Below are 12,484 nucleotides of genomic sequence, written 5' to 3'. Positions count from 1 at the left end.
GACCGCCAGGCTTTGAGTCGCGATTACCTAAGCAGCACCGCCAGCCGCCACTCAATCGCCTCCCGCTTCGGATACATCCGCGCATCGCGTGGCAAAAACAGCGGTTTGCCCTCCAGTTCGGTCAGCACTCGGTAGTCGGGTATGCGGCGATCCAGCGAGGAACTCACCCGCCAGCGAAAGTCGGTGTCCGGCGCAATCAGGTGACGATCGAGCGCCCAGTGCATGTCTGGCGTAAGTGCCAAGCCATTACGTGGGTCATCATCAGCAGCTTCGCTGAACGGATGGATGTGTGCCGCCTCCACCATTGCCGCTCCATCGGGCAACACCAGCCGTAGGCCAGTTGCCGCGCAGCGGAAGTCATAGATTTCGGTCACCACGCGCCGGAACGCGGGGTCGCGGACATAGCTCGGCGCCGCCTCGGCAGCGATCAGCGCTGGACTGTTCGAAGTTCGGAGCGCGCGCTCGTAGTGATTGATTTGCCGCGTCCGCCCCACCACCGCGTCAAGGTCCCGCAGGCCACGGTCGAACCAGGTCTCGGCGAGCACCGCGCTCAACGCATCGACCGCGCGCTCATCCTGCAGCAGCTCGAACAGCTCGGTGTCGAGCCGGGCATGATCGATGTTTTCCGTCATCTGCCTTGCCGTTCTCGCGGTGCTCATGCTCTCGAACACGGACTCGCGCCCAGGCCTGGGTTGCAGGTGCCAGAAACTGTCGCCACCACCGCGCAAGCTCCCCGCGAGGTGGAAGAAGGGAAAGTAAGGATTTGGATGGTCGCCCGGACCCCGGACCGCGTTGAAGTACATCGCGTAGCGTTCGAGCAGCGGCGGTGCGTATTCGATGCGGTTCTCGGTGAGCGCCCCGCCGCGCGCCAGATCAAGCACGGCGAGCAGCATGCAGATCTTGTGCGGGCTGGCACGGCCATGCGCCACATTGACCTTGAGCCGGCGGAACTGATCGGCGTAGGTAGCAAGACTCATCACTCGACCCAGTATTTCGCCTTGCCGGGCATGACCCAGCGCACGCCACCACGCGGGTCCGGGACGTCACCCAGATAGCGCGGGATCAGGTGCAGATGGAGGTGCGGGACGGTCTGCCCGGCAGCGGCACCGTCATTGATGCCGATATTGAAGCCGTCGGGCTGGAAACTGAGATCCAGCTCTGCCTTCGCCTGCGCGAGCAGTTCAACCATGCAGGTGCGCTCTGCGTCGCTCAACTCGAAGAAGGATCCAATGTGACGACGCGGGATGACCAATGTGTGTCCCGGCGACACAGGAAAGGCGTCGCGGATCACCAGCGCCTCGTCCGCCAAGATCAGGATGCGCTCCGCAGGCAGCGCGCAGAAGGGGCAGCGCACTTCGCTCATGGGTGAATCTTACTTCCATCGGGTACAAGCAGAGGGCAGGAGGTATCGCGTACTCATACCAGCGCCCCACCCAGCGCCGCCTCAGCCGCTCGTGACACCACCACCTCCAGCCCCAACTGCGCCCGCGTCATCCCCACAAACAGACGCCTGCGCACCGCCTCGTCGAACTGCTCGAAATCCACCTCCGTCAGCACGACCCCCATGGCGCTCTGCCCTTTGAAACGATGCACGGACTCGATCAGGAGCTCGCCCTCGGACCACACCGGTTCCCCGTCGGCCGTGTACCGCCCCAGAAACTTCCGCAGCCCCAACGTGCCCATCTTCGCCTCCTTCAGCAGGTGCGAACGACCATGTCCTCGCGCGCTCAGGACGACGATTTCGGCGAGGGGAATCCCGCGCTCGCGCAAGGACTCCACCGCCGCTAGCGTCTGGCGACGCAGACCGCGATCATCGTCGTACGCGCGGAAGATCGGGAGCTCGCCCACGTAGGCGCTGCGCGCCTCTACCGTGCCTTCCGCCAGGCCCAGGGCATTGATCACATCGACAATAGCGCGCGGCGAACGGAAGTTGTCGTTACAGCGCACGCTAACTGCGCCGTCGAGGTCGAAACCCTCGCGCTCGTAGAGACGCTGCGCCTCGTCCTCAAGCAGATAGAGCCGCCCGTCTTCCTTCAACTGCGGTAGCAGGCTCGCGACCCAGGCGGGGTCGAAGTCCTGTCCTTCGTCGATGATCACGAGGTCGTACAGCGCCTCGAAGTCCTGCGCGTCGCTGCCGTAGCGCTCGACGACCGCCTGGAAGATGCCCTCGGCGGTGAAGTCCGGCTCACCCTGCGTGCGCCGCCAGTGCTCCACGCAGAGCTCATGAAAGCTCGACACCCGCGCACGCGCCGGCGCGATGCGGCCGATGTGGTCTGCCAGCGTGCGGTTGAAGCAGACGTAAAGCGCGCGCTGCCCTGCGGCGGCGGCGTCGTCGAGCAGGCGCAGCGCAAGCTGCGTCTTGCCGGAGCCTGCCGTCGCCTGAATACGTAAGACGCCGGACGGCGAGGTGATGCGCGGCACCCAGGTCGCCAGGCCATCGGCGAGGCGGCGACTCGTCTGCCGCACCTGGTCACCGAGCACCTGCAGGTCGACCGAGACCTTGAAGACGTTGCCCAGGAAGCGGCGGAGCGATTCCACGTCGCTGCGACTACTGCCGTGTTCGAGCAACTCGCGCACACGGGTGCCCAGGTGCGCGTAGTCGTTCGCGTCCATGATGCGCTCGCGCGGCATCGAGACGATGCGGGCGTCTTCCACCTGATGATCCGGCAGGACGACGCAGCTTGTGACGTGCGCATGCAGGCCGGCCTCGGCAAGGCGATTGACCATGGCCGCATGCTGGACCCGGGTCTGGCGCGCAACATCGTGTTCGCGTTGCCCGTAGAGCTTGACGAGATTGCCCTCGATCAGCGCGAGCTCGCCGGCCTTGACCTCGACCAGGAGGATGTTGCCGCTCGGCGCCAGGACGACGAGGTCGATCTCGCCGTGCCGACCCTCACCGTGATGCGCGGTCTGCCAGGCGACGCTGTGGAAGACCTCGTATCCGTCGGGCAGCGACTGCTGCAGGCGTTCGAGGACATCGAGCTCGCGATACAGGCCGCCGTCGTGGCGAAGGGCGTCGATCGTTGGGAAGAGTTGCGCCATCGGGATAATCGAATGTCGTGGGGGAGGACGGATCGGATTGTGGCACAGGGTGTGTCGGGGCCGCGTCGGTCAAGACCCCGACTCCTGCCTGCGCAGCAGGCATGTAACGCCCAATACTTGTAACGGACGCGCCCCTGAAGACGGGTGTGCAACACCCTCGGCATCGTGTCCAAGGACAGCCTGAAAGTCACCCGCTCAGCGATTAATGCTGGATGACCAAGACACCACGAGCCAGATCGAACACCGCGAGCAACATGCAGATCTTGTGCGGACTGGCCCGACCACGGGCTGCGCGCCAGCGACCGTCTCTGCGGACGATGCGGGGCTCCTGCCGCGCCCCCCTGACAACGGACACAGAAAAAGCTCGCAGCGAACTCTCCATGAGTCGGTCCAAGGCGCGCCGGGCATGGGGCGTCCGCTCAACCCGCCCCCCCTTGCCCCCGCGCCCCTGCCGGACTAGATTCCCATCCCGCGCCACACAACGACCGCCAAGGAAGTCCGCTCGATGAAACCCGCCCCGCTCCAGCCCCGCCGCCTGTCCGACGGCATCGTCGAGCGCATCGAGACCCTGGTCTTGGAGGGCAGCCTGCGCCCGGGCGAGCGCCTGCCCGCGGAGCGCGCGCTCGCCGAGGAGTTCGGCGTGTCGCGTCCGTCCGTGCGCGAGGCCATCCAGAAGCTGGTGGCGCGCGGGCTGCTGGTGAGCCGGCATGGCGGCGGCACCTTCGTGAACAACACGCTCGGCGCCTCCTTCCGCGACCCGATGATCGAGCTGCTCGGGCGCAATCCCGAGGCCCAGCGCGACCTCATCGAGTTCCGCCACACCCTGGAGGGCGCCTGCGCCTACTACGCGGCGCAGCGCGCCACCGCCCCCGACCGCGAGCGCCTGAAGGCGGCCTTCGAGCGCGTGCAGGATTGCTACCTGCAGCAGGGCCGCGTCAGCCGCGTCGAGGAAGGCCGCGCCGACGCCCTCTTCCACCTCGCGATCGCCGAGGCCAGCCACAACGCGGTGCTGCTGCACACCATCCGCAGCCTGTTCGAGCTGCTCGAACACAACGTGGTGACCAACATCGGCGGCATGCTGCCGCTCGGCAGCGCGGTCCGCGACCGTCTGCTGGCCCAGCACGAAGCGCTGTATCGCGCCATCGTGGAGGGTCGCGCCGACGACGCCCGCCGCCTGGCGTCCGAACACATGGACTACGTGCAGGAAGTATTGAACGACAACCGCGACGAGATCGAGCGGATCGAGCGCGCGCAGCGCCGGCGCGAACCGGTCTGAGCGGTACCGCGGCCGCTCGCGCCACGAGATCCCCCGCGGGGGCAGGGAGCGAGGCCGCCGCTGAAGTCGCCTCTGCATGCGGTCGCGCGCGCACCACGCGAGCGACCGCGCTCACCCCCTGGAGCCCCCGGAAGCAGGAGCGGCCGTCAGCGCGCCGCCGCCCGCAGCGCCTGCAGCGCGCGCTGACCGGCGCGGCCGTCGGCCGGCAGGCCGAGCGCGGCCTGCTCGCGCTGCAGCGCCTCGCGGGTGCGCGCGCCGATCATGCCGTCGGGCTCGCCGATGTCGTGACCGCGCGCGATCAGCAGCCGCTGCAGCTCGCGGCGCTCGGCACGCGACAGGCCGGGGTCGTCGGTCGGCCAGGCTGTGGCGAAGGGCGCGCCGCCGCGCAGGCGGTCCGACAGATGCGCGATGGCAAGGCCGTAGCTCTCTGCGGCGTTATAGGAATACAGCGCGTCGAAGTTGCGCGTGACCAGGAAGGCCGGGCCTTCGCGCCCCGCCGGCAGCATCAGCCCGGCCGGCGCGCCGGCCGCGGGCAAGGCGCTGCCGTCGGCCCGCCGCACGCCGCGCGCGGCCCATTCGGCCATCGGCTGCTTGTTGCGTCGGCCGGCGTCGGCGGTGTCCATGCCGCGCGGCAGGCGGACCTCGAAGCCCCAGCGCAGGTCACTGCGCCAGCCGGCGCGCGCGAGGAAGTTGGCGGTCGAGGCGAGCGCGTCGGGTACGCTGTCGATGAGGTCGCGGCGACCGTCGCCGTCGAAGTCCACCGCCAGGCGCATGAAGGTCGAGGGCATGAACTGGGTGTGGCCGAAGGCGCCCGCCCAGGAGCCGGTGAGGCGCTCGGGGGCGACGTGGCCCTCCTGCAGGATCTTCAGCGTGGTGAAGAATTCGCCGCGGAAGAAGGCCTGCCGGCGCCCGAAGCAGGACAGCGTGGACAGCGAAGTCAGCAGCGGCCGGCTGCCGAAGTTGCGCCCGTAGTTGCTCTCCACGCCCCACACCGCGACCACGGTCTCGGCATCCACGCCGTAGCGGCGCTCGACCTCGGCGAGCACCTCCTTCCACTGCGCCAGCATCGCGCGCCCGTCGGCGACGCGCTCCTCGTCCACCAGCGCGGCGAGGTAGTCCCAGATCGGGGTGACGAACTCGGGCTGCGCGTCGAGGAAGCCGATCACCGCCATGTCGGGCGCGAGCGCCGCCGTGTGGGTGTCGAAGGTCTCGCCACGCACCCCCTTGGCCGCGGCCTCGCCGCGCAGCTTGGCGAGGCAGGACGCGAACGCGGCCTCGTCGGCAGCGGCAGACAGGGGCAGCGAGAGCGCCGCGAGCGCGGCGGCGAGCAGGAGAGGACGGGAAGACATGGACAAGGCCTGTTATGCGATTGCGGATGGGCGCCGCAGTCTAGCACCGCGAGGAGGCGGATCGCCGCGCGGCGGCTGCAGGCGCCCGCAGCGTCGTGCCCCCTCCCGTAGGAGCGACGCAAGTCGCGATTGCTGCGGTCGAACTGCGCCTGCGCGAACCACGGGCGCACTGATCGCGACTTGCGTCGCTCCTACGCCGCTCCTCGGGCGTGGAAGCGGGACTGCGAGCTTCGCGAGGGCTGCTCAAGGCTCCACCTTCACCACATTGCCAGGCGCGTCCCATACGCCGCGGGCGCTTGCCCGCGTGCCGTCGAAGACCAGCCAGCTCTGGCTGCCGTAGTGCGGCAACGCGCGCTGCAGCGCGCGCAGCGCGGCGGGGTCGGCGGCGGCGATCACGGCGAGCGCCGGGCCGCGCTCACGCTGCACGGTCCACACCCTGGCGCTGCCGCCTGCGGGCATGCCCCGGGGCTGTGCCGCCAGGCCGGCACCGACGAGCACCGCGGCCACCGCGGGCTCGCTGCCCACCAGCAGCACCGGCCCGCCCTCTGCGCCCAAGGCTGGGAGACCTGCCAGCGTCGGCGTGCGCTCGAACAGGCGGGCGGCGAGCGCCTGCGCCGCCTCGGCGAATGCACTGTCCGCCCCTCTCGGCGTGCCACCGCTTGCGCCACTTCCTGCGCCACTCCCCGCCCCGCCCGCCTCCGCCTGTGCGTCGGCAAGCACCAGCCGCGGCGCGGCGGCGACGATCCACTGGCGCAGGATGGGCGGCAGTTGCGCCGCCTCGGGCAGGCGCCACAGACGCAGCTCCGGGTCGAGGGCCACGCCCTCGGGCACGAAGCCGGCGGTGAGCTCCACATCGGTGCGGCCCGCGGCGAACTCGACGACCCGGGTCTCTACCCGATCCCCCGCCACGAGCTGCAGTGGCAGCCGCAAGGCGTGCACCGGTCCCGGTTGCGCCAGGCTCACGCGCACGCGCGCGCCCTGCCCGGCCGGCTCCACCAAGCGTGCCCGTTCGATGCGCGGCGCCGGCCCGCCGGGCAGCTCCAGCCACTGGCGGAAGAAGCCCTGCAACGGGCGCCCGGCCGCCTCCTCGAAGGCGGCGCGCAGTTCGTCCCAAGCGGCGATACGGAAGCGCTGGCGTTCCCAGAAAAGGCGGATGCCGCGCGCGAACGCGTCCTCGCCGATTTCGTCCTGCAGCATCACGAAGACCATCGCCGCCTTGCCGTAGCCCACCGCGGCCGCGGCGCCGTGGGTGCGCGAGCGGAAATCGGCGAGCGGTGCGTGCGAGTCCGCCGGCAGCGCGGCGAAGTCGCGCAGCCAGCCCAGGCGCATCTCGCGCGCTGCGGCGGCCGACGCCTCGGCTTTGTAGGCGTAGTCGGCCATGAAGGTGGTCAGCCCCTCCGACCAGTTGCCACGCGCGTAGTCGACCAGCACGCCGTTGCCCCACCAGTTGTGCAGCACCTCGTGGCCGAGCGAGCTCGCGCGGATGAAGGGCAGGCGCAGCACCTGCTCGCCGATGTAGGTCAGCGTGGGCATGCCGAAGCCGGTCGGCAGCGGGCTCGCCACCACCGAGAACTCGGTGAAGGGGTAGGCGCCGATCTGTGCCGAGTAGCGCTCGATGTAGCGCTGGCTGTCGGCGAGGTAGGCCTCGGCCAGCCCGGCCTCGCCGTCGAGCGCGGCGGGAAAGTAGGTGCGCAGGCGCAGCGGCCGGCCGTCGGCCTGGGTGGCGAGGCGTTCGCGCACCACCCAGGGCCCGGCCATCAGGTCGATGCCGTCTGCCGGATGTTCGAAGACGAAGCGCGCGCGGTAGGGCTCGCCCGCCGCGGCAGGGCGCTGCTCGTGCGCCAGTCGTCCGGCGACCAGCGCCGGCTGGCCGCCACGGACCACGAGGTCCACCTCGTAGGCGAAGAGGTCGGCCGGACGCGGATACCAGCCGCTGCCACTGGCGAGGAAGCTGCCCGCTGGCGAGGCCATCGGCGGCATGGCCTGCAGCACCTCGCGGTGGTCGCGTGCCTGCTCGAGCGCGGGCAGCTTGCCGCCGTAGCGCAGGCGCAGCTCGGCGCCGGCCGGCGCATCCACCCGCCAGGCGCGCAACGTACCGCGGCTGCCCGCGGCACGCAGCGGCAGCGCATGCCCGTCGGCGCTCGCGGCCTGCGGCTGCAGGGATTCGTGCAGCACGAAGCGGTAGCCGGCTTCGGGCGCACGCAACACGGCCTCGACCTGAAGCTCGCCGCGCGCCGGATCGAGCTCGACCGCCAGATGCAGCCTGGCCGGCCCGGCCGCGGCCAGGGCGGAAGGAAGCCCGCCCAGCCAGCCGGCAAGCAGCAGCCACCCGAACAGCCCGCGCAGCATCTCAGCGCGCCTCGCGCGGGAAGCGCACCACCACCTCGACCGCCTTGCCCTCGCGCATCACCTGCAGCGGCAACCAGGTGCCCGCCGGCTGGCGGCGGATCAGGCCGATCAGCTGCGCGGAGCGCCGCACCGGCGCACCCGCCGCCTCGGTGATCAGGTCGCCGCGGCGCAGGCCGCTGCGCTCGGCGAGGCTGCCCGGCGTGAGCTCGGCGATGCGGATGCCGCCGTCGGTGTCGTCGAGCCCCACCCCGAGCCGCGGCGGCGGAGGCGGCGGCTGGCGCAGCGCCGGTACGGCGAACACCGCGTCGGCGAGGCCGGCGGGGAGTTCCACGCAAGGCGTCGCCGCCTCGACCGGCATCAGCTGGCCGATGCTCGGCTCGCCGAGCGCGGCGAGCTGATGGGCCACGCCGTGGCCGTGGCGCACATGCCCGCTCCCCATGATGCCCACTGCGAACGGCAGGCTGCCGTCCGCGGCGGCGTGGCGCGCGCGGCCGGCGAGCAAGGCTTCGGCCATCGCACGGTCCCAGGCGAGCTGGGAATCCACGAAGTTGCGGAAAGCCGCATCGCCGCGCGCCGGCTTGCCCTGGTCCTTGCCGTGCTGGCGCATCTGGGCGTGCTGGCTGTGGATCTCGAAGAGGAAGTCCTCGTAAGCCGACACCGCCGCGGCCGGCCGACCGACGCCCTCGCGCTCGCCCTCGGGCACGCCGTCCCAGCCCTTGTCGGCGATCCGCCGGGTGAGCTCCGCGTCGATGTTGAGCGCGAGCATCGGGATACGGTTCATGCGCGCGAAGTGGAAGAGCGGCAGGTAGAGCTCCGCCGGCATGCTCCACACCTTGCCCCATTCCGACTGCTGCAGGAACTCCGCCTCGGTCAGCTCGCCCGCCACCCAGCGGTCGAGCACCGGCTGCGCCCGGCGCGGGAACATCTCGAAACCGATCACCATCCGCGGGCGCAGCGCATGCAGCGTGGAGAGGGTCTGCAGCTGCCAGCGGTGGTGGTCCATGTCGTCGTGCTGCTCGCCGAGCAGCACGACCGCGCGCCCGGCCATCGCGGTCAGCAGCCCGCCCGCGTCCACCACCTGCGGCGTCACCCCGTCGGTGCGCGCCCAGCTCGCGGGCGCGAGGCAGGCGGGCGCGGCGGACGGAGCCTGGCCCTGCGCCGGGTTCGCCAGCGTCGGCAGCGTGCACAGGAGACCGCTCGTGAGCGCGCACGCGCGCATCCAGGAGGAAGAGGACATGATCGTGGGCTCGGGAGACGAAACGTGAAGTAGAGCCCGCGCGCGCACGCGAGTTCCGCTCCCGCGCCGGGCCGGGCCGCTCAGGGGACGAAGTGGTCGACGCGGTCGGTGATCAGCCCGTCGAGGCCGAGCGCGCGCAGGCGTTCCGCCTCGGCGGCGTCGTTCACGGTGTAGGCCAGGCGGCGCAGGCCGGCCGCGGCGGCCTGCGCCGCGGTCTCCGGCGTCCACGCCGCGCACTCCGCGATCACCGCGACGCAGCCGAGCGCACGCGCTTCGTCGAGCCAGCCGGCACGGAAGGTCTCGAGCAACAGCCCGCGCGGCGTGGCCGGCGCCACGGCGGCCGCAGCGGCGAGCGCGGTGGGAGAAAAGGAGCTCAGCAGCGGCGGCGGGACGACGGACGCCGCGGCCAGGACCTCGGCCACCCGGCGTCCGGTGCGGATCTCGTCGCCGGGTGCGGGCTTGATCTCGATGTTCAGCAGGCAGCCGCGCTCGCCGCAGAAGGCCAGCACCTGCGCGAGCGTGGGCAGGCGCTCGCCGGCGTGGCGGGGACCGTGCCAGGCGCCCGCGTCGAGGCGCGCGAGTGCGCCCCAGGGCTGCTCCACCGCCTCGCCACGGCCGTCGGTGGTGCGCTCGAGGCGGTCGTCGTGGAGCAGGAAGACCTCGCCGTCCGCGCTCAGGCGGGCATCGCACTCGAACATGCGGTAGCCGTGCGCATGGCCGAGCGCGAACGCGGCGAGCGTGTTCTCCGGCGCCAGCTTGCCGGCGCCGCGATGGGCGATCCAGAACGGATACGGCCAGGGCACGCTCATTCGGCCGACGCGGCCTTCGGCTTGCGCGCGCGGCGCGGACGCGGGGCGGGGTTCTCCGCCGCGGGCGTGCTCGCGGCGGGCGCGGCGCTCGGCAGGGGCGCGGCGCTCGCCGACGGGCCCGCCGCGGTCGCCGTCCCGCCCGCCCCTTCCGCAGCGGCCTTGGCACCCGCAGCGCGCCCACCGCGACCACGCCGCGAAGACGGCTTTGCGGCCTCGGAGGGTTTCTCCTTCGGCTTCTGCTTGTCCTTCCCCTTGCCTTTGCCCTTCGGCTTCTCCTCCTGCGCCGCGCCGGCCACGGCGTCGTGGGCTTCGTTCGCCGCGGCAGGAGCAGGCGGATGGTCCGCGCCGGCGACGGTGGCCGCAGCGGCGGCCGGCAGGACGGGCGCCTCGGCCTTGCCGCCACGCCGCCTGCGCGTCGCAGACGAGCGCTTCGGCTGCGCGGACTCGGGCTCGGCCTCGGCTGCGCGAGGCTCGACCGCCACCGCGGCGTCCTCGGCGTGCCCGGCGCCCTCGGAGGTCGCCTGCGCCACCGTCTCCGCCGGCAAGACAGGCGCTGCCGGCGCGCTTTCGATGGCGGTCTCGCCCTCCTCCACCGTGGCGGCGACATGCGCCTCGACCGCCGCCCCTTCAGCCGCGGGCTCCTCCAGCGCTCGTGCCACGCGGCCGCGACCGCGACCGCGACCGCGCCGCGGCTCCGAAGCGTTGGCGGAAGTCTCCCCGCCCGCGCCGGCAGGCGAGCTGGCGTGCTCCGCGCCGGGCTCCGCCTCGGCGACGCCCACGGTCGGCTCGGTGCGCGGGGCGGCACGCTCCACCACCAGGGACTCGCCCGCCATGGTGAACTCCTCGCGCATGCGGGGTGCGGCCAGCCCCGGGCCGGGGCGGGTGACGAAGATGCCCGACTTCTCGTCGCGGCCGAGTTCCAGCAGGCCGCGCGCCTGCGCTTCCTCGAGCAGGTTGCCGAAGGCGCGGAAGCCGAAGTAGCTCTCGTTGAAATCGGGCTTGCGGCGCTTGATCGCCTCCTTGAGCATCGAGGACCAGATCTTGCCGCTCTCGCCGCGTTCGGCGAGCAGCGCGTCGAAGGTCTCGACGGCAATGTCGATCGCCTTGCTGCGGCGCGACTCGAGCTCCTCGCGGCGGGCCTTGTCCTCCTCGGGCTGCTTGCGGCTGGCGGGCGGGTTGTCGCGCGCCTCGCGCTTGGCTGCGGCGCGCTGGCTGTCGCGCACGAGGTCGTCGTAGAAGATGAACTCGTCGCAGTTGGCGATCAGCAGGTCGGAGGTGGACTGCTTGACCCCGACGCCAATCACCTGCTTGGCGTTCTCGCGCAGCTTGGACACCAGCGGCGAGAAGTCCGAGTCGCCGCTGATGATCACGAAGGTGTCGACATGCGACTTGGTGTAGCACAGGTCGAGCGCGTCGACCACGAGCCGGATGTCGGCCGAATTCTTGCCGGACTGGCGCACGTGGGGGATCTCGATGAGCTCGAAGTTGGCCTCGTGCATCGCCGCCTTGAAGCTCTTGTAGCGGTCCCAGTCGCAATAGGCCTTCTTGACCACGATGCTGCCCTTGAGCAGCAGGCGCTCGAGCACCCGCTTGATGTCGAACTTCTCGTACTTCGCGTCCCGCACGCCCAGCGCCACGTTCTCGAAGTCGCAGAACAGCGCCATGCTGATGCTGTCGGGGGAGGAAGCCATGGAAATCTCCGTTTCTGATGAGCCGCCGATGTTAAGCCCTCGCCGCGGTGCGTGCCACCGGATGTACCGCCGCGGCCCGCCTTGGGGCGTGCATGCCTGCCGGTTTGTCCTATGCTTGAGACTCTGGACGCATTCCAACAGGAGAACAGCCATGATCAAACCCGCCGCCCTCGCCGCCGCACTCCTTGCCACCACGCTCGCCCTGCCCGCCCTCGCCGCCGAGCGTGCGAGCGCCCGTTTGCTCGATCGCCAGGGCGCCGAGGTGGGCACCGCGACCCTGGTCGAGGGGCCCCACGGCGTGTTGGTCCACGTGGTCGCCAAGGGACTGCCGCCCGGGCCGAAGGCGATCCACATCCATTCGGTGGGCACCTGCGAGGACGGCACGCAGGGCTTCGTCGCCTCGAAGGGCCACCTGAACCCGGCGGCAAGGCCGCACGGGCTGATGAACCCGGATGGCCCCGACGCCGGCGACCTGCCCAACCTCTTCGTGCATGCCGACGGCGGCGTCGAGGCGGAGTTCTTCACCGCCCTCGCCAGCCTCTCGGGCGCGGGCGGACGCGCCGCCATCCTCGACGCCGACGGCGCCGCGCTGGTGATCCACGAGAACCGCGACGACCACGCCAGTCAGCCGATCGGCGGCGCCGGCGGGCGCTTCTTCTGCGGTGTGATCCGGGCGCAGTGAGCGGATCAGATCGCCTCAGCCGTTGCGAAGCCGGGTCGCGCGCCCACCC

General features: G+C 71.3%; 10 protein-coding genes. 2 read left to right on the top strand and 8 right to left on the bottom strand.

Annotated features, from left to right (window positions below; translation table 11 throughout):
* Nucleotides 1–23 precede the first annotated feature (23 nt).
* Genes ACZ5PP_RS00125 through ACZ5PP_RS00115 form a run of 3 tightly spaced genes read right to left on the bottom strand, consistent with a single transcriptional unit; the run spans nucleotide 24 to nucleotide 3,042 of the window.
* The gene (locus ACZ5PP_RS00125) at nucleotides 24–977 is read right to left on the bottom strand and encodes an HNH endonuclease (protein WP_464826559.1); all 954 of its coding nucleotides are present in this window, start codon (nucleotides 975–977) and stop codon (nucleotides 24–26) included.
* Nucleotides 977–1,363 carry an HIT family protein gene (locus tag ACZ5PP_RS00120; protein WP_464826558.1) on the bottom strand — a complete coding sequence of 129 codons (387 nt, stop codon included), beginning with the start codon at nucleotides 1,361–1,363 and terminating at the stop codon, nucleotides 977–979. The genes ACZ5PP_RS00125 and ACZ5PP_RS00120 overlap by 1 nt, the downstream gene beginning before the upstream one ends.
* Nucleotides 1,364–1,416: 53 nt before the next feature.
* Complete coding sequence (locus ACZ5PP_RS00115; protein WP_464826557.1) at nucleotides 1,417–3,042, bottom strand: NERD domain-containing protein; 1,626 nt, start codon at nucleotides 3,040–3,042, stop codon at nucleotides 1,417–1,419.
* Nucleotides 3,043–3,547: 505 nt separating this feature from the next.
* Here ACZ5PP_RS00115 and ACZ5PP_RS00110 point away from each other — a divergent pair.
* A complete protein-coding gene (locus tag ACZ5PP_RS00110; protein WP_273424391.1) occupies nucleotides 3,548–4,318 on the top strand; it encodes a GntR family transcriptional regulator in 771 nt (256 codons plus the stop codon).
* A gap of 146 nt (nucleotides 4,319–4,464) precedes the next feature.
* Here the strand turns inward: ACZ5PP_RS00110 and ACZ5PP_RS00105 are convergent, their stop codons facing one another.
* The 5 genes from ACZ5PP_RS00105 to ACZ5PP_RS00085 all read right to left on the bottom strand — a co-directional run bounded on the left by ACZ5PP_RS00105 (nucleotide 4,465) and on the right by ACZ5PP_RS00085 (nucleotide 11,753).
* On the bottom strand, nucleotides 4,465–5,667 hold the full coding sequence (locus ACZ5PP_RS00105) for a lytic murein transglycosylase (protein ID WP_464826555.1): 1,203 nt from the start codon (nucleotides 5,665–5,667) through the stop codon (nucleotides 4,465–4,467).
* 243 nt (nucleotides 5,668–5,910) lie between these two features.
* Entirely contained in the window at nucleotides 5,911–8,016 is a 2,106-nt protein-coding gene (locus ACZ5PP_RS00100; protein ID WP_464826554.1) for a M1 family metallopeptidase, read from the bottom strand.
* A gap of 1 nt (nucleotide 8,017) precedes the next feature.
* Entirely contained in the window at nucleotides 8,018–9,253 is a 1,236-nt protein-coding gene (locus ACZ5PP_RS00095) for a ChaN family lipoprotein (protein WP_464826553.1), read from the bottom strand.
* 80 nt (nucleotides 9,254–9,333) lie between these two features.
* The gene (gene ugpQ, locus ACZ5PP_RS00090) at nucleotides 9,334–10,062 is read right to left on the bottom strand and encodes a glycerophosphodiester phosphodiesterase (protein WP_464826552.1); all 729 of its coding nucleotides are present in this window, start codon (nucleotides 10,060–10,062) and stop codon (nucleotides 9,334–9,336) included.
* Complete coding sequence (locus ACZ5PP_RS00085; protein ID WP_464826551.1) at nucleotides 10,059–11,753, bottom strand: NYN domain-containing protein; 1,695 nt, start codon at nucleotides 11,751–11,753, stop codon at nucleotides 10,059–10,061. The genes ugpQ and ACZ5PP_RS00085 overlap by 4 nt, the downstream gene beginning before the upstream one ends.
* A gap of 151 nt (nucleotides 11,754–11,904) precedes the next feature.
* On the opposite strand from ACZ5PP_RS00085, the gene ACZ5PP_RS00080 reads away from it, so the two are divergent.
* Complete coding sequence (locus tag ACZ5PP_RS00080; protein ID WP_004322617.1) at nucleotides 11,905–12,435, top strand: superoxide dismutase family protein; 531 nt, start codon at nucleotides 11,905–11,907, stop codon at nucleotides 12,433–12,435.
* Nucleotides 12,436–12,484 lie beyond the last annotated feature (49 nt).

Source organism: Thauera sp. DNT-1, assembly GCF_055393985.1.
This window is presented reverse-complemented; position numbering and strand designations above follow the sequence as displayed.

Coding starts and splice junctions, on each gene's coding strand:
- ACZ5PP_RS00125 (WP_464826559.1), bottom strand. CDS start 977: ATGAGTCTTGCTACCTACGCCGATCAGTTCCGCCGGCTCAAGGTCAAT.
- ACZ5PP_RS00120 (WP_464826558.1), bottom strand. CDS start 1,363: ATGAGCGAAGTGCGCTGCCCCTTCTGCGCGCTGCCTGCGGAGCGCATC.
- ACZ5PP_RS00115 (WP_464826557.1), bottom strand. CDS start 3,042: ATGGCGCAACTCTTCCCAACGATCGACGCCCTTCGCCACGACGGCGGC.
- ACZ5PP_RS00110 (WP_273424391.1), top strand. CDS start 3,548: ATGAAACCCGCCCCGCTCCAGCCCCGCCGCCTGTCCGACGGCATCGTC.
- ACZ5PP_RS00105 (WP_464826555.1), bottom strand. CDS start 5,667: ATGTCTTCCCGTCCTCTCCTGCTCGCCGCCGCGCTCGCGGCGCTCTCG.
- ACZ5PP_RS00100 (WP_464826554.1), bottom strand. CDS start 8,016: ATGCTGCGCGGGCTGTTCGGGTGGCTGCTGCTTGCCGGCTGGCTGGGC.
- ACZ5PP_RS00095 (WP_464826553.1), bottom strand. CDS start 9,253: ATGTCCTCTTCCTCCTGGATGCGCGCGTGCGCGCTCACGAGCGGTCTC.
- ugpQ (WP_464826552.1), bottom strand. CDS start 10,062: ATGAGCGTGCCCTGGCCGTATCCGTTCTGGATCGCCCATCGCGGCGCC.
- ACZ5PP_RS00085 (WP_464826551.1), bottom strand. CDS start 11,753: ATGGCTTCCTCCCCCGACAGCATCAGCATGGCGCTGTTCTGCGACTTC.
- ACZ5PP_RS00080 (WP_004322617.1), top strand. CDS start 11,905: ATGATCAAACCCGCCGCCCTCGCCGCCGCACTCCTTGCCACCACGCTC.